Genomic DNA, 15,537 nt, shown 5'->3' on the forward strand with positions numbered 1-15,537 from the left:
CTTATTGAGCACTTTCACGCCATTGCTGACTTCTTGCCATAATTTTTCGGGTAAATAACCAGTGAATGAGTTTTACAACACATGAGGTGGTTAAAATGAGAATGCTCATGGCAACAGCAGCAACCGTATCGCCTGCATCATCCATATTTAAAACCGCCACCGCCGCTAAACTGGTGTCTGGTGAATAGAGGAAAATCGCAGCCGATACAGTGGTCATGGCATTCACAAAAATATAGACCGATACATCGCATAGCGCTGGAAAACACATGGGCAAATATACTTTCCAAAAGGTTTTCCATTTTGATGTTCCTAGAGTTTGTGCTGCCTGATCGAGCTGTAGCGGAATCTGTTTAATGGCATTGGTTAAAGTAAGATGTGGCACGGTGTAATAATGCACAATGGTTGAAATCACCAAAATGGTCATGGTCCCATACAGCACATTTAACGGGTTGCTTTGCTGGTTAAAAAACAAAATATAAGCAATACCCAAGACCAATCCCGGCACAGCGAGTGGCAATAAAACCAAAGCTTGTACATAGTTTTTAATCAGTGGATGCGCTTTAAAGCGTTCGGTTAATAGCGCCACCATAAAAATGAGTGCCGCTCCAAAAACTGTACTAAAGAGTGCCATTCGAACAGAGTTAAAGTACGCTGCCCAACCACCACCATCAACATATTCAAAACTGTAATGTGCCAAGGTCAAAGACAAATCATATGGCCAAGACTGGATAAATGAAGCCAGCACTGCCGTAAAGATAATTAGTAAAATCGCACCTGAAACCAAACCACAAAATAGACTCAAAACCATTCCAAGTTTTTTATTCGATGTTGCAATATAAGGTTTAGCCTGAAAAGCTTGAAACCGTGCATGCCGCTTGCTTTGTATTCGGTCGAAAATGAATACAAAAATTGCTGGTAGCAATAACAAAATGGAAATTACCGCACCCATACTCATGTTTTGCTGACCAATAATCTGTTTATAGACATCAAGCGCCATCATGTTAAATGAACCGCCAATGACTTTCGGAATTCCGAAATCGGTTAATACATAAATAAAAGCAACTAGGCTTGCGCTGATGAGTCCATACCGAATTGCAGGTAATGTGACGTGGTAATGCGTCTTCCAAATATTTTTGCCGAGCGACAAAGAGGCTTCAATTAAACGCTGATCGACACTGCGAAAAGACACCATCATCAACATTAAAATTGCTGGAAATAGCCAAAAGCAATAACTGATTAAAATACCGACTGGGCCATAAATTTGTATATCGCCCAGTAAAGGTTTCAATACACCTTGCTTACCAAACAAATAAACCAATGCCAAAGAAGGCAAAAGTGATGGCGCTAAAATCGGTAAAAAAGCGACCACTTTAAAGAAGCCTTTGCCTTTCATATTCACATTGGTGAGTGCAAAAGCATAAATACTAGCAAGAAACACTGTAATGACAGTAGCAGCACAAGCGACCCACACAGAGTTAAATACAGAGCTGAGTAATGCTGGGCTTGCAAAATAATGATAAAAATTTTCAAGACCAACAAAGTTTTGATTTTCATCAAAAAATGCAGATTCAAACAGTATCATTAAAGGAGCAATAATCGCTAAAGTCAAAGCAATTGCGACGCTAGCCAAAGCAACATTTGATCTTAATGAATATTCAGTTTTTCGACGCGGCTGTGTTTTTAAAACCGCTGAAGCAGCTTCATTTAACATAGTGCGTACCCTTGTTCGTCAAAGACATGAATGAGCTGATTAGGCACTTTTATAAACATGAGTTCTTGCAAAGATTTGAACTTGGTATTTTCAATTTCAATTTGCAAAAGATGTTTTGCTTGCTCAATTCCATCAATATGAATAGTGCAAAACAAACGACGTTTTGCACCTAAAAATTCAGTGCTTAATACTCTAACTGGCAAATACAACGACTCTTTATCACTGCCAAAATCATCAACTAACTCGACGGCTTCGGGTCTAAAACCAATGTTGTAGCTTTGCCCTGCTTTAAGTTTTTGCTGTTCCAAATTTAGAGGAATAAAACCTAAAACCTCGAGCTGATTAACGACCGAACAAGTGGCTGCCAAAAAGTTCATGGTGCCAATAAACTTTGCAACGAATTGGGTTTGTGGCTTGTAATAAATATTATGCGGCGTATCAATTTGTTCAATAACGCCATGATTCATGACTACAACACGATCAGAAATGCTTAATGCTTCTTCTTGGTCGTGTGTGACCATAATAGTTGGCAAATTAAGCTGCGATTGAATCGAACGGATCTTCTGTCTTAGGTTTAGACGTACCTGAGCATCAAGTGCAGACAATGGTTCATCTAGCAGTAAAATATCAGGCTTCGGTGCAATTGCCCGAGCAAGCGCAACACGTTGCTGCTGCCCACCCGACAATTGGTTTGGATATTTTTTCGCAATATCGGGTAATTCAATCAGTTCTAATAACTGCTGAACTCGCTGACTACGCTGTACCTTGTCCCACTTTTTTTTGTCTAAGCCGAAAGCAATATTTTCTTCAACGTTTAAGTTTGGAAATAACGCATAGTTCTGAAACACAATGCCACAGTGACGTTTTTCAGCACTCAACACCGTAATGTCCGTGCCCTTTTTTATGACTTTTCCATAATCAGGCTTTTCTAGACCCGCAATTATCCGTAGTAATGTGGTTTTACCACAACCTGAAGGCCCCAAAAAGCTCACGAACTCGCCAGCTTTCAGGTCTAAATTAATATGCGTTAGGGCCTGAAAGTGTTGGAACTTTTTTTGAATATCCACTATTTCTAAAACTGACGGGCCATGTTCAGGATATTTATAGGTCGTTAAGGTCGACAATAAATGCCCTGCTAACTCGCCCTTTTGGTTTTGACCTAGCAGCGATGATTGCAATGACGAAGGAATTTGCATAATGAGGCCCTTATCCAAAAGATCACTTTTCAAAACGCTTTGACCATTCAGCCAAAATACGTTCACGCTGCTCGGCCGCCCAATAAAAATCATTTTTTACGAGCATTTGAGGAAGGTTTTTTGGGAAGTCCATGGTGGTATTTTCAATGCCTTTATAAGCCACCATTGAAAAGTTATGGGCATAGGCTTCATTTGCTGCTTTGCTTACCGACCAATTTATAAATTTCTGTACGCTACTTAATTTCTTGGTTCCTTTCACAATTGCTGAGGCTTCCATTTCCCAGCCTAAACCTTCTGTTGGATAAACCACTTCTAAAGGTGCACCCTCTGCTTTTAATTTAAATGCCGGATAACCGAAAGAAACACCAATTGGGATTTCACCTTGTGCTGCCATCTTGCAAGGTTTTGAACCCGAATGCGGATATTGTGAAATGTTTTTGTCTAAAGCCTGCATATAGTCCCATGCCTGCTTTTCACCCCAAATTTGCATCCAAGCTGTGACATCTAAATAACCTGTACCACTTGAGGCTGGATTTGGCATCACAATTAAGTTTTTATAAATCGGGTTGGTTAAATCTTTCCAAGTTTTTGGAATAGGTAACTTACGTTTTTCTAATTCGACTTTGTTGACACAAATTGCAGATTCCCATGCATCCATACCCGTCCAAGTCGGTAAAGGTTTTTGGCTTACAAATTCTGGTTTTAAATTTTGGATGCCTTCTGGCTTAAAAGGCTCAAGCATGTCCTTTTTTTCCATGACCAGCAAACTGGTTAAAGCCACACCAAAAACCACGTCCGCTTGTGGGTTTTTCTGCTCTGCCAAAAGTTTAGCGGTAATCACACCTGTTGAATCACGTACCCATTTTACTTTGAGTTCTGGATAGGCTTTGTGTAGTTCTTCTTGGTACTGTTTAAGTTGGTCGGCTTCCACTGCCGTATAGACTGTAATTTCTTCTGATTGTTTTGATGTTGCCGATGAACATCCCATTTGAATAGCAACCACCACACCTAAAACTGATGCAGTACCGAGTTTAATTGTCTGTTGAACATACTGTTTCATCTGCAAACCATCGAATGCAATTATTTGATGATCGTATTTCAACAGCTTTATATGACAGTTTAATTAATCTGGTTTAAACCAGATTGTATTTTTATGCTCGCGCTTCGAAATGCAAATCTAAAACATCGTGTAGCCAATATTCTTGGTCAACATCGGTAATTACGCCTTCTTCATTTCTGTTGCTACGGCAAATATATAAACCCAGTGCGCCAACATTCACATGCAATGCTTTGGCCTGCTGTTCCGATAAAGCGGTTGGATAGAGGTTAATGTCAGCTCTGGTGATATGGCAGTTATATTGATTTGCCATCAGTAAAGTAATGGATTGCTTGAGATCATGAGTTAAAAACTCAGGGAAAAGTTCGGCATTCACCCGTAAATGCTCAACCAAAACAGGTCGTCCATTAATACAACGACGTCGCCAAACTGAATAAATCGGATGCCCTTTTTCAACTTTTAAATGCTTGGCATCCCAAGAAGTAGCTTGCGTAAGTTCACTCGAAATTACTTCTGTAGAAGGTTCATAGCCTTGTTCAATCACAAACTGGTTAAAGTTTTTTGTCGATTGCGGGTGATAAATAATGCGAGGAGAACGAACATACCAACCACGGCGGTCTAAGCGATAAATCAAGCCATCAGTTTCCAAAGCCAGTAAAGCTTCACGTGCAGCCACACGAGTGGTTTGGAACTGTTCAGACAGCACTCTTTCTGATGGGAGTTTTGCGTGGGCTTCTAATACACCCGATTCAATATCATGGGCAATCGCATCGCGAATAGGAATATATTTAGGTATGCGAGCTTGGTCCTGTTCCATACAAACTTAGAATTTATAAATAAAGAAATTAATAGCAATATACTGAAAAAATGTGACAAAAGCTTTTATTAATGCTGATCTTTTAAGCAAAACGCGTCCTATTCCCCGCTTTTTTCAATTCAACTTTTCCATAAAAAATCGTGTGTGCACGCATACTCTGGCTTCGGAAAACTTTCCTTGACTCATCTGTATATCAAGGAAAACGGCATAGCTAAGTCATTACATCATATTTATTGAGACACTTATTTAAGATAAAAATTCATATTTTGTACTGACTCTTACACAGGAATTGAGGATTTTCCCTAACACTCAATATCCGCCCTCCTATATTACTGCCTTGTAGAATTAGAATAGCATGGTCAATAAAACCCCAAAACTTCTTTAGTAATTTAAAAAATAACCTACCATCTTATATTTAAAAACTCTCAATATAAAGTCACCCATTTAATAAAAACTAAAATATTAATAAAATTTCCTGATTTAAAAATAAACATAAAATTTTAATTTAATCAAAATTTCAAACAACAAATTTAATTAAAAAAACAAGATAAGGCCAATTCGTCGATTTATTACACAAAACCATAACTACACCTCCAAGGTTAAATAATACTCAACTATTTATTCAATCTAATTAATATTTCATTTATAAAATTTAAATTAATTAATTAAAAACTATTAAATATGACATTTGATGCATAAAAATTTGTCACGGTATAACCAAAAATTTCTAAATAATTTTAATAAAAAAATATAAACATATGATAAGTATAACAATTTAAATATTTCACATGCCCTAAAACAAAGTTTCGGATGTTTACCTCCATATATTTTTTATATTTTACCGAATGATAAAAAAATCATAATTAATAAATAATAAAAATAAAAAACCCCTTTTAATAATAAAGTTAATTATTTACCAAATGTTATATTTTAAAAATTGTTATTAAAAATATCACCAATAATTAGATTAAAAAAATAACATTCAAAAAAATATAATGATTTTTCTTCTTGTTTTTTCACAAATGTATATTTAGATTTAATTAAGATTATTTAAAATCACATTTGTATTTTCTGAATACAGTTTAAGCAAAATTAAATTTTACTTAACACTGACTATAATATTTTAAGGAGAAAGTATTATTACGACCAAATCGTGTGACATTTTAAATTAATTATATCTCTGTACTTAACCATAAAAATCCACCCAGCGTTAAATCATATTCAGCCAGGAAAGATTAAAAAACTCATGAAACTTAAAACAAATTTTTCGCATCTCGCTTATAGCTGTGCATTGGTATTATTCGGTTCCATACAATTTGCCCATGCTGCACCTTTACTCACGTCTCATATCACAAATGAAGTCAGCCCTGCACCTACAGCAAATGCATGGATTGAAGTTGACACTCAAGCTTTTGAAGATAATATTAAAAGGACAAATCAATTACTTAATGGCAAAACACAACTTTGTGTAGTCATGAAAGCAAATGCATACGGCCATAGTATTGATCTACTTATGCCGAGTGTTATGAAGTTAAACGTATCGTGTATTGGCATCACCAGTAATGCAGAAGCGGCGATGGTGCGTAAGCATGGCTATAAAGGCAAAATTACACGTTTACGTACAGCAACTGATAGTGAAATCATCAATGCACATGCGTTAAATATCGAAGAGCTTTTGGGTAATTATGATCAGGCTGCCCGTATCTCTAAATGGGCAGAAGCGAACAATACAACTGTTCATTATAGCTTGGCTTTAAATTCGGGTGGTATGGATCGTAATGGTCTTGAAATGTCTACAGCTCAAGGTAAAGAACAAGCTGTTGCAATCACTAAGCTTCCAAATCTTAAAATTGACGGCATTATGACCCATTATGCTGTAGAAGATGAAAAATATGTTCGTGAGCGCCTAGCTCAATTTAATGAACAAACAGCATGGTTGATTAAAAAAGCCAAACTGAATCGTAAAGAATTAACATTACATACAGCAAATTCATTTGCTACCGTAAATGTTCCTGAATCACATTTAGATATGGTCCGTGCAGGCGCAATTATTTATGGAGATTTTCCTAATCACCCTGAATTTAAACGCATGATGGCATTTAAAACACAAATTGCTGCAATTAATAATTACCTTAAAGGTTCAACTGTAGGTTATGACCAAACTTATACGTTGACACGTGATTCTAAACTCGCAAACTTGCCTGTAGGTTATTCGGATGGCTACCGTCGTAGTTTTAGTAATAAAGCTTTTGTCTTAGTCAATGGACAAAAAGCACCAGTGGTTGGTCGAGTATCCATGAATACTGTTATGGTTGATGTAACAGATATTCCAGAAGCCAAAGCGGGCGATGAAGTTGTATTATTTGGACGTCAAGGCAATGCTGAGGTTCAATCTAGTGATTTAACGAGTCTTACAGGCCATATTTTGACAGAGGCCTATACTCCATGGAGTAACTCTAATCCACAAGTGATTAAACCTATTCAATCTCAGCAATCAACGCAAATCAGTAATCATCAAGTTGCAGCAACCGCTGAGTAAACTTTAGGTTAATTGATAAGTAGCCCTATATTTCAAAAAGTATCGGGGCTACTTTTAGTATGACCACATCCCTTAATCTATTACATCCTACTTAAATTCTTATATAAAAAAAGAGCATTTTCATGCCCTTTTTATTTTTATTTAGTCTTTAGCTTGCATGCTTAAAACTATCAATTTGCTTAATTTCATAAGGCAAACCGACATAGTTTTCGGCTAAGGTTGTTTTACCCGCAATCGAACCCAGTACATAACTCAACTCGGCTTGTTTAATCTTGTGATCGAACTCACTTTCAGTTTCAAAGCGATGTAATAAATGAGTCATCCACCAAGAAAAACGCTCTGCTTTCCATACACGTTGCAGGCATTTTTCAGAGTATTCATTTATCCCTTGTTCGGAACCTTCGGCATAATATTCAATGAGTGCGCTTGATAAATAAGCAATATCAGACGCAGCAAGATTTAAACCTTTTGCTCCAGTCGGTGGAACAATATGCGCAGCATCACCTGCTAAAAATAGTTTTCCGAAACGCATTGGTTCTGTCACAAAGCTGCGTAACGGCGCGATACTTTTTTCAATAGAAGGTCCGGTGACTAACTTTTCACGGCTTTCAGGGTCTAGGCGGTTTTTTAACTCATCCCAAAACTTTTCATCGGACCAGTCTTCGACATGATCTGTTAAGGGAACTTGTAAATAATAGCGGCTACGCGTTTCTGAACGCATACTGCATAAAGCAAATCCACGTTCTGATTGTACGTAAATGAGTTCATCGGCTACAGGTGGGACATCTGCCAACACCCCTAACCAGCCAAACGGATAAACTTTTTCAAAGGTTTTAATTTTGTCTTCTGGTACGCTGGCACGGCAGACACCGTGGTAACCATCACACCCTGCTATAAAGTCACACTGAATTTGAAAGGCTTTACCTTGGTACTCAAACTCAACTTTTGGTGCAGTGTAGAAATCTTTTACTTGTACATTTTGAGCTTCATAAAATGAAGTGAGCTGCTCTGCTTCACGAGCAGTCATTAAATCTTTGGTGACTTCGGTCTGACCATATACGGTCACTTGTTTACCACCTGTTAGTGCGGCCAGATCAACCCGATGTAACTCACCATTGGTTAAGATTTCGATGCCCGAATGTGGTAATCCTTTTTCTTTTAAGTTTTGGTCAACGCCTGCTTGTTTCATTAAGTCGACTGAAACTTGCTCTAAAATTCCGGCACGAATCCGTGAAGCCACATATTCAGCACTACGTTGCTCAACAATAATATGATCGATCCCAGCTTTATATAGAAGCTGCCCAAGCAATAACCCTGCTGGTCCAGAACCAATAATTGCAACCTGTGTCTTTAAAATATCCATAACTTCATCCTTGTTTCATCCTGACTTTTAAATTACTGGTTTTAAGTTTTGTTCACTATGTAGGCAAGACGAAAATAACCGTTTATCATTTAGTTTGTCCGAATAGCGGACAGAAACAATCAAAATAACAGGAATGAAAGGATGCCTTCTCTCGATGCTTTTCTAGAGCACCCGAACTCGCATGAGAAAATTCGTCAAGATGACTACATTGCAGGGTTAGCAAAAGGCTTAGCTTTACTCGAAGCTTTTGGAACAGACCGACAACGGCTCAATGTTACTCAAGTGGCTGAGCGAACCGGCATTAGTCGTACAGCGGCAAGGCGTTATCTGAAGACTTTAAAATACTTAGGCTATTTAGAAACAGATGAACATTACTTTTGGCTCACTCATCGCGTGCTGCGCTTTTCGAGTTCTTATTTAAGCTCTGCCCACCTGCCTAAAGTTGCTCAATCCTTTTTAAATCTTTTGTGCGCGCAGACATCCCTGACTTTTTCAATTGTGGTGCTGGATGATAACGAAGTGGTGCCGATTGCCCGCAGCTATTTACCGCAGCAAGATAATTTACGTGTAAGTCCTTATGGCATGCACTTAGGAAACCGTCTCCCTGCCCATGCCACGTCCACAGGTAAAGTATTGTTAGCAGCACTGTCTGAAGAAGCTCAGCACGCATGGGTCAAAACTTATGGTTTAAAACGCTTAACGCCTTTTACCATAGTAGATGAGTCAAAGTTTTTTGAAGTGCTTAAGGGCATTACGTTATCGGATTATTGTCTTTCTAAAGAAGAACATGAGCTTGGCGTAATTGCGATTGCAGTACCCGTCTTTAACGCCCAAGGTCAAGCCATAGCAGCGCTTAACTGCATGTCTCAAACTAACCGCGTACAAGAAGATTATTTGGTTCAGCAAATTTTGCCATTGCTACGCAACACGGCAAATGAACTTAGAAATGTGATTTAAATAAACTTAGAAACTCTTGTGATCAATTAGAGGTACAAGAGTTTCAGGTTATGATTTTAAATGGCGAATTCTTTAACTTGCTGGCTTGCCAGATTTAATGCATTGCTGCGATAGGCCTGCATGTCTAAGCCTTCTGCATAAATAAATTCAACATCATGAATGCCCATTAGCCCTAACACTGCTTTGAGATATGGCGTGACTGCCTCAGTGTCTTGGCCAACATGAATACCGCCCCGACTGCTTACCACCACCGCTTTTACGCCTTCAACCAAACCTTGCGGATAAGTTTCGGTGTAGCGGAATGTTTGTCTTGCTCGTGCCACTAAATCAAACCAGTTTTTGAGTTGAGTTGGCACATTTAAGTTGTACATGGGTGCGCCTATCACCAATAAATCAGCACTTTTTAATTCAGCAATTAATTCATCAGATAAAGCAACGATTTGCTGAATGTCTTGATTGTTATTTTCCGCACCACGCAACGCCTGAAAAATTTCCAGATCTAATACAGGCAGGTTCATTTCAGCTAAATTGCGTATGGTGATGTCATCTTGCAAACCTTGATCTTTACGGTGTTCAAGCATTACATCAATTAAGCGATTGGTTTGTGAACCCTCACCCATAATGCTGGATTTTAGTACCAATATTTTAGCCATGACTGTCTCCACATTTTTGATGGAGCCATATTAACTCCACAATAAATTCAACAGTGGTGATATTATTTCTTATCATTGGTTCCTTTTAGGCAACAATCATGCAACATGAACTAAGTGCAATATCTATATTTGTGACTGTGGTTGAAGCTGGAAGTTTTGTAAAAGCTGCCGAGCAATTGCATTTAACTCGCTCAGCCATTAGTAAAAATATTGCTCGGCTTGAAGAACAGCTTGGTGTGGCTCTATTTAAAAGAACAACACGTTCACTCAGCATGACTGATGAAGGTGCTTTGTTTTATGAACATAGCCGCCGAGCAGTGAACGAAATACAAAATGCGGCGGCGTTATTAGACCAAGGCAAAATTAACGCAACAGGCCGTTTACGAATGTCTGTGCCAGTGCTATTCGGACAAGTCTTTGCAGCCCCGCTCATGGTTAAATTTGCTCAGCAGCATACGGACTTACAGCTAGAAATTTCATTTAATGATCGAACTGTAGACTTGGTCGAAGAAGGTTTTGATTTATGTATAAGAATCGGAACATTGCCTGATACAACTCAGCTCGTTGCCAAACCGATTGGTGAGCATCGAATGCTACTTTGTGCCTCACCTAACTATTTAAATGAAAATGAAGCAGTTCCCCTAGAACATATTGAAGACTTAGACAACCACACCACAATTGCCGATCCGCATTTTGGTCAAATAAAAAAGTGGCAACTTCAAAAGGAAAATAGCGAGCCTTTATTTATTAAGCCCAAAGCAAAACTTCTTTTAAATGACTTACAAGCCATTAAAAATGCAGCGCTTGCTGGAGCAGGTATCGCTTGGCTACCCGATTGGCTCATTCAAAATGAATTACAGGATGGTAAACTCGTACAAGTATTAGAAACCATGTCGAGCATTGCTTTTCCGATTCATTTGGTATGGCCTGCGCTGCCTTTTATGCCACTCAAAACCCGTCTTGCAATTGATTATTTGGCGCAGCATTTACCGTCTGAACTGAACAAACAAGCTTAAAATAAAAAAGGCCTTAACATGAGGAACTAAGCTTTAATAAGCCTCGTCTTCTCAATCAAATTTTCAACCCTATCTCTTCACCATGCAGCGCACTTGAAAAACTATTAAGTTATTCTTTTATTAGAAGAAAAATAATAAGGTGATGGTCAACTTTCTTGACTATAAAAAGCGTTTATGTGAGTATTCGCTCGATTCACTTTACAAGAATTACTTATATGAAATATAACGTTATCGCATTGCTTACAGGTTTTTTATTGGTCTCTGCTGTTCACGCAGAGGAAGCCCCTATGGATGCAACTCACTTGGGCTTGAGAGCTTTTGTATATAACGCATTTGCAGGTATAAAAAAAGCAGTGGATATGCCTCAATTTCCTAAAGGACATCCGTTGACGAAAGCTGAACTTTATAATGGTGTGGCGGCTGGTGTTCGAGTTCGTGGTAAAAACTGCAATAGTGTGGTTAACGCTCGTGCACTAGATGCCAATGGTTCAAAAATATCGGTGAAGTGTGCTGGCGGGGAAAGCTATCAAGTATTGCCTCTAACAGGTGAGGTTAAAGGTAAATGAAATCGCGCATTTGCCTATTTGGGTTTGTTTCAGCAATGCTGATGAGCAATGTTAATGCACAAACACAACAAGAATTGTCTCAAGCCCTACTTGGTCAATTACTCGGTTTTACGCAAAATGTTTATTTTAATGCCAATCAAATAGCTGAAATGCCAAAGATGCCAACCGAGCGTGCTGCAACTCAGACCGAAATATTAGAGGCTGTGGCTAGTGCGCTGAGACTGCAACAACATCCATGTACTTCGGTGTTGAATGCTGACTATGTTGATGAGAGTGGTAATCTGCTGTCCATCAATTGTGTGGATGGCAATTATGTCGTGGATGCGCGGCGTGGCAAGATCAACCCTTAAGCCTTACTTCTCAGCCCTCTCCTCACGATCTGAAAGTAAACGTATATGGCGGCTGCTTAAATCATTAATCAGCACTTGGTTCCAGCGATCAAGGCACTGTAAGTGCCTATCGCTTTACCCCAAAGTCACCATATAGACATCGACTTATCGCAATAGCTACTCACGCAAACCACAACCTTTTAGAAAATGCTCCACCACCACATCTCTTTCATCCAAACTGTTTGAGCTTAAAACCTGTAGCAATAAACCATCTATAAGGTTTACCACCATGTTCGCATCAAATTTTGGTTTGCGGATTACTCCGCTAAAAATCAGATCAAAAATTTCATGGCGCAGCCACTTTCGGTATTCAACTGCCATACGGTAAGCCTGCGGGTGAAGTAGTTTTATTTCAAAAATAGCTTTAAGTAAAAGGTTATAGAGGCTGTTTAAATTGGTATGTAAAACAATAATTTCTTTGATTTTATTTTTTGACGTGTAGTAACGGCTTGAATAAATAATGGCGAGCACTTCTTCTCTGAGCAGGCTTTTTTGAAAGGCGATGCACATTTCAACTAAGCGTTCTTTTGAGCCAAAATATTTATAAAACGTAGATTTAGTGATTTGGGATTCTTTAGCAATCAAGTCTACGCCTGACCTGTGAAAGCCACAAGTGGTAAAGAGTTGGATTGCAGTTTGAATAACCTGTAGTTTTTTGGAAGAGATTTCTAAATTTCGCATAATTTTTCCGTTATAAATTCTTGTTGTTTCTAAATGAGATAAAAAGCCTGTGCACTTTTTGGGAGAAAAAAGGCACAGCAAAGCCGTAAAGACTGTGCTTGGCACATCTCAAGTTTGTTATTGCTAAGTTTTAAATAAAAATGACTTTAAGCCTGAAAACCTTAAGGCGTTCAAGCTGCTTTAATTTTTAAGCTGTGTCGTTATAGCTTTTGGCATTGGGGGCCAAGAAATAATGGATGTGCAAAGCCAACTCCTTTTTTATTGGGAGTTCTGCCGACATCAATAGAAATTATGGTGGCAGAACGGAAGAAGGTTCGCGGACTGGTACAACAACCAGCACACCCGAAGGTGTCCCTCTCCCGTCCTACCGCTACGGGAGGAGACGAGGAGATGCTCACACAAAATTATCCCTCAGAAAGGAATAATTCTGATGCTGTTGTACTCGGTCCGCGACGACCGGCTGGTAATGTGACCAGCAGGCAAAGAATAGTGCCCAACCCTTTCGCAGTCAAGCACGCAAAATGCCATTTGTTTTAAATTAAATCATTAGAAAAGTAAGGCTAAATAATGAAGGGGTTATTGTTAAAGTTTGGTTTATAAATAGGTATTTTCTGTCTAAAGCAATCTTGTTCTTTCAATAAAATAAGCAAATTCTGTTTAAATAATAAAAGCCCATTAACGGGCTTTTATTAAATCAATAGTGGTAATTTTACAATTTCATTTTAAAGAAATCAGCAAGTACGTTCGAAGCTTCATTTACATATTTAGGAATGTCATATAACTCCATGTGGTTTGAACCTTCAATAATATGTAAAGTTTTATCCTGACTTGCAGCACGCTGAATTAGGTCTTCACTCATCCATTTACTACCTGCAACACTTCCAGCAATTGCAATTAATGGTTGAGTTAAGAAAGCTTCAGCTTTGTTATAAGCATCGTAAGTAATAATTTGAGTTAAGCTACGGGCTGTTGCAACCCCTGGTGAGTTAGGGTGCTCAGCTCTTGGCATATGGTAATATTCCCACGCCTGACGAAGCTCTTCATTCGGTGCATCTTCTTCTTTTAAAGGTGCAAGCGGAATGGTTGCAACATTTCCACTATTTGCATCTGCTGTACGCGCATCTGAACCCGCTTGGATGTATGGAATAGCATCTGCATCTTTAACTGTGTTTTCCCAACCATTTCTGAACATAGAGCCGATATTCACTGCGCTTACCGTACCTACTGCTTTAATACGGCGGTCATTGATTGCAGCATTTGCGGCATAACCACCGCCCGCGCAAATACCCATCGCCCCAATACGGTTTTCATCGACATAGCTTAAGGTTGTTAGATAATCAATCACGGCACTAATGTCTTCTGTACGAATGTAAGGGTTTTCTAACTGGCGAGGTAAACCTGTGCTTTCGCCCTGAAAACTTGCATCAAATGCAATTGCAATAAAACCTTGTTCAGCAAGCTTGGACGCATACAAACCTGCGGTCTGCTCTTTTACGCCTCCACCCGGATGAGCAACAACAATTGCTACGTACTTTTGTGTTTCATCAAAGTTTGATGGATAGTGAATATTTGCTGCAATGGTAATATCTTGACCATTTGAATTTTGAAATTTAACTGTATTCATGGTTAGCTCCTTTATAGGCTTAACTTAGATATTCTTTTGAAAAAATGGGATGAGTTTTGCTAATGCTTGTGCCACTGGTTCAGGTTTGTCATATAAATCGTAGTGAGACCAACCTTCTACAATCACAAGCTCTTTATTTTGTGAACGTGCTCGACCATAGATTTCCAAACTGTCTCGATATGAACCAAAACCACCGACCTTATCACCTGCAATCAGCAATAAAGGCTGTGTAAGTAATACTTCAGCTAGGTGAAATGCATCCCAACCGATTGCCACAGCCGAATGCGAAAATAATGTTTTAGCAACACCATTTGGTTGATAGCCACGATCTGTTTTGTAATAGTCAGTTGCTTCTAGTACATCAATATCTGTTATTCCAGCCGCTTTGGCTTCTTCAACTGAACTTGGCAGCAAATCATCGACTCTTCTTGTTTCTCCGCGAGCTTCGGCAGTACGTTGTTTTGCAATAAGCTCTAGTTTCTCTAAAGGATTCCAGTTACTAAAGCCTTCTCTCGACAAGCGACCAAAATTTACGGCGTCTACTGTAGCAACTGCCTTAATCCGTTTTTCGGTCATTGCAACATTGAGTGCATAACCACCGCCCCCGCAAATTCCTAATACGCCAATTCGGTTTTCATCGACATAGTTAAGTGTCATCAAATAATCAGTCACTAAACGGAAGTCTTCTACACGAAGTACTGGATTTTCTGTTGAACGTGGTTCACCGCCACTTTCACCCTGAAAACTTGCATCAAATGCAATCACAATAAAGCCAGCTTTTGCTAATGCTGCACCGTATACATTTCCAGAGGTTTGTTCTTTACAGCTTCCGATTGGGTGTCCACTAATAATTGCTGGGTATTGAATACTTTCATCAAAATTTTCTGGGAAATAGAGATTTGCTGCGATTTCCCAATAAGGTGCTTTAATTTTTACGCTTTTCATTGTTGACTCACCTGTGCTGAACT

The 15,537-nt window shown here is 38.8% G+C and carries 14 protein-coding genes; 5 read left to right on the plus strand and 9 right to left on the minus strand.

What is annotated here, in order from left to right; translation table 11 throughout:
* Position 1 precedes the first annotated feature (1 nt).
* From ACLCEG_RS03360 to ACLCEG_RS03375, 4 genes are all read right to left on the minus strand, one after another.
* Positions 2-1,711: a putative 2-aminoethylphosphonate ABC transporter permease subunit gene (locus ACLCEG_RS03360; protein ID WP_410565787.1), complete on the minus strand. Its 1,710-nt coding sequence runs from the start codon at positions 1,709-1,711 to the stop codon at positions 2-4.
* Positions 1,705-2,907 carry an ABC transporter ATP-binding protein gene (locus ACLCEG_RS03365; protein WP_410565790.1) on the minus strand — a complete coding sequence of 401 codons (1,203 nt, stop codon included), beginning with the start codon at positions 2,905-2,907 and terminating at the stop codon, positions 1,705-1,707. The genes ACLCEG_RS03360 and ACLCEG_RS03365 overlap by 7 nt, the downstream gene beginning before the upstream one ends.
* A 22-nt stretch (positions 2,908-2,929) precedes the next feature.
* Positions 2,930-3,967 carry a putative 2-aminoethylphosphonate ABC transporter substrate-binding protein gene (locus tag ACLCEG_RS03370; protein ID WP_410565793.1) on the minus strand — a complete coding sequence of 346 codons (1,038 nt, stop codon included), beginning with the start codon at positions 3,965-3,967 and terminating at the stop codon, positions 2,930-2,932.
* A gap of 91 nt (positions 3,968-4,058) precedes the next feature.
* The gene (locus tag ACLCEG_RS03375) at positions 4,059-4,781 is read right to left on the minus strand and encodes a UTRA domain-containing protein (RefSeq protein WP_000434318.1); all 723 of its coding nucleotides are present in this window, start codon (positions 4,779-4,781) and stop codon (positions 4,059-4,061) included.
* 1,246 nt (positions 4,782-6,027) lie between these two features.
* On the opposite strand from ACLCEG_RS03375, the gene alr reads away from it, so the two are divergent.
* Positions 6,028-7,320: an alanine racemase gene (gene alr / locus ACLCEG_RS03380; RefSeq protein WP_068936012.1), complete on the plus strand. Its 1,293-nt coding sequence runs from the start codon at positions 6,028-6,030 to the stop codon at positions 7,318-7,320.
* Between the two features lie 148 nt (positions 7,321-7,468).
* On the opposite strand, the gene pobA is transcribed toward alr, so the two are convergent.
* Positions 7,469-8,683, minus strand: coding sequence for a 4-hydroxybenzoate 3-monooxygenase (gene pobA, locus ACLCEG_RS03385; RefSeq protein ID WP_410565797.1), 1,215 nt, complete (start codon positions 8,681-8,683; stop codon positions 7,469-7,471).
* A gap of 141 nt (positions 8,684-8,824) precedes the next feature.
* On the opposite strand from pobA, the gene pobR reads away from it, so the two are divergent.
* Complete coding sequence (pobR, locus tag ACLCEG_RS03390; RefSeq protein ID WP_151761624.1) at positions 8,825-9,640, plus strand: IclR family transcriptional regulator PobR; 816 nt, start codon at positions 8,825-8,827, stop codon at positions 9,638-9,640.
* A gap of 56 nt (positions 9,641-9,696) precedes the next feature.
* Here the strand turns inward: pobR and ACLCEG_RS03395 are convergent, their stop codons facing one another.
* On the minus strand, positions 9,697-10,293 hold the full coding sequence (locus tag ACLCEG_RS03395) for an NAD(P)H-dependent oxidoreductase (RefSeq protein ID WP_410565801.1): 597 nt from the start codon (positions 10,291-10,293) through the stop codon (positions 9,697-9,699).
* Between the two features lie 98 nt (positions 10,294-10,391).
* Here ACLCEG_RS03395 and ACLCEG_RS03400 point away from each other — a divergent pair, with 98 nt between their 5' ends.
* The 3 genes from ACLCEG_RS03400 to ACLCEG_RS03410 all read left to right on the plus strand — a co-directional run bounded on the left by ACLCEG_RS03400 (position 10,392) and on the right by ACLCEG_RS03410 (position 12,225).
* The gene (locus ACLCEG_RS03400; RefSeq protein WP_410565804.1) at positions 10,392-11,309 is read left to right on the plus strand and encodes a LysR family transcriptional regulator; all 918 of its coding nucleotides are present in this window, start codon (positions 10,392-10,394) and stop codon (positions 11,307-11,309) included.
* A 215-nt stretch (positions 11,310-11,524) separates the two neighbouring features.
* The gene (locus tag ACLCEG_RS03405) at positions 11,525-11,875 is read left to right on the plus strand and encodes a hypothetical protein (RefSeq protein ID WP_410565807.1); all 351 of its coding nucleotides are present in this window, start codon (positions 11,525-11,527) and stop codon (positions 11,873-11,875) included.
* The gene (locus ACLCEG_RS03410; protein ID WP_410565810.1) at positions 11,872-12,225 is read left to right on the plus strand and encodes a hypothetical protein; all 354 of its coding nucleotides are present in this window, start codon (positions 11,872-11,874) and stop codon (positions 12,223-12,225) included. Before ACLCEG_RS03405 ends, ACLCEG_RS03410 begins: the two co-directional genes overlap by 4 nt.
* Positions 12,226-12,381: 156 nt before the next feature.
* On the opposite strand, the gene ACLCEG_RS03415 is transcribed toward ACLCEG_RS03410, so the two are convergent.
* The 3 genes from ACLCEG_RS03415 to ACLCEG_RS03425 form a co-directional block, all read right to left on the minus strand.
* Positions 12,382-12,945, minus strand: a complete 564-nt coding sequence (locus ACLCEG_RS03415; protein ID WP_410565813.1) for a TetR/AcrR family transcriptional regulator — start codon at positions 12,943-12,945, stop codon at positions 12,382-12,384.
* Positions 12,946-13,654: 709 nt separating this feature from the next.
* Positions 13,655-14,569 carry an alpha/beta hydrolase gene (locus ACLCEG_RS03420; protein ID WP_410565816.1) on the minus strand — a complete coding sequence of 305 codons (915 nt, stop codon included), beginning with the start codon at positions 14,567-14,569 and terminating at the stop codon, positions 13,655-13,657.
* 24 nt (positions 14,570-14,593) lie between these two features.
* Complete coding sequence (locus tag ACLCEG_RS03425) at positions 14,594-15,514, minus strand: alpha/beta hydrolase (RefSeq protein ID WP_114271596.1); 921 nt, start codon at positions 15,512-15,514, stop codon at positions 14,594-14,596.
* Positions 15,515-15,537 lie beyond the last annotated feature (23 nt).

The organism is Acinetobacter sp. H1(2024), assembly GCF_046557555.1.
Lineage (GTDB): Bacteria > Pseudomonadota > Gammaproteobacteria > Pseudomonadales > Moraxellaceae > Acinetobacter > Acinetobacter seifertii.

Bases quoted from the DNA above. Each gene is read 5' to 3' on its own strand.
- ACLCEG_RS03360 (WP_410565787.1), bottom strand. From the start codon at position 1,711: ATGTTAAATGAAGCTGCTTCAGCGGTTTTAAAAACACAGCCGCGTCGA.
- ACLCEG_RS03365 (WP_410565790.1), bottom strand. From the start codon at position 2,907: ATGCAAATTCCTTCGTCATTGCAATCATCGCTGCTAGGTCAAAACCAA.
- ACLCEG_RS03370 (WP_410565793.1), bottom strand. From the start codon at position 3,967: ATGAAACAGTATGTTCAACAGACAATTAAACTCGGTACTGCATCAGTT.
- ACLCEG_RS03375 (WP_000434318.1), bottom strand. From the start codon at position 4,781: ATGGAACAGGACCAAGCTCGCATACCTAAATATATTCCTATTCGCGAT.
- alr (WP_068936012.1), top strand. From the start codon at position 6,028: ATGAAACTTAAAACAAATTTTTCGCATCTCGCTTATAGCTGTGCATTG.
- pobA (WP_410565797.1), bottom strand. From the start codon at position 8,683: ATGGATATTTTAAAGACACAGGTTGCAATTATTGGTTCTGGACCAGCA.
- pobR (WP_151761624.1), top strand. From the start codon at position 8,825: ATGCCTTCTCTCGATGCTTTTCTAGAGCACCCGAACTCGCATGAGAAA.
- ACLCEG_RS03395 (WP_410565801.1), bottom strand. From the start codon at position 10,293: ATGGCTAAAATATTGGTACTAAAATCCAGCATTATGGGTGAGGGTTCA.
- ACLCEG_RS03400 (WP_410565804.1), top strand. From the start codon at position 10,392: ATGCAACATGAACTAAGTGCAATATCTATATTTGTGACTGTGGTTGAA.
- ACLCEG_RS03405 (WP_410565807.1), top strand. From the start codon at position 11,525: ATGAAATATAACGTTATCGCATTGCTTACAGGTTTTTTATTGGTCTCT.
- ACLCEG_RS03410 (WP_410565810.1), top strand. From the start codon at position 11,872: ATGAAATCGCGCATTTGCCTATTTGGGTTTGTTTCAGCAATGCTGATG.
- ACLCEG_RS03415 (WP_410565813.1), bottom strand. From the start codon at position 12,945: ATGCGAAATTTAGAAATCTCTTCCAAAAAACTACAGGTTATTCAAACT.
- ACLCEG_RS03420 (WP_410565816.1), bottom strand. From the start codon at position 14,569: ATGAATACAGTTAAATTTCAAAATTCAAATGGTCAAGATATTACCATT.
- ACLCEG_RS03425 (WP_114271596.1), bottom strand. From the start codon at position 15,514: ATGAAAAGCGTAAAAATTAAAGCACCTTATTGGGAAATCGCAGCAAAT.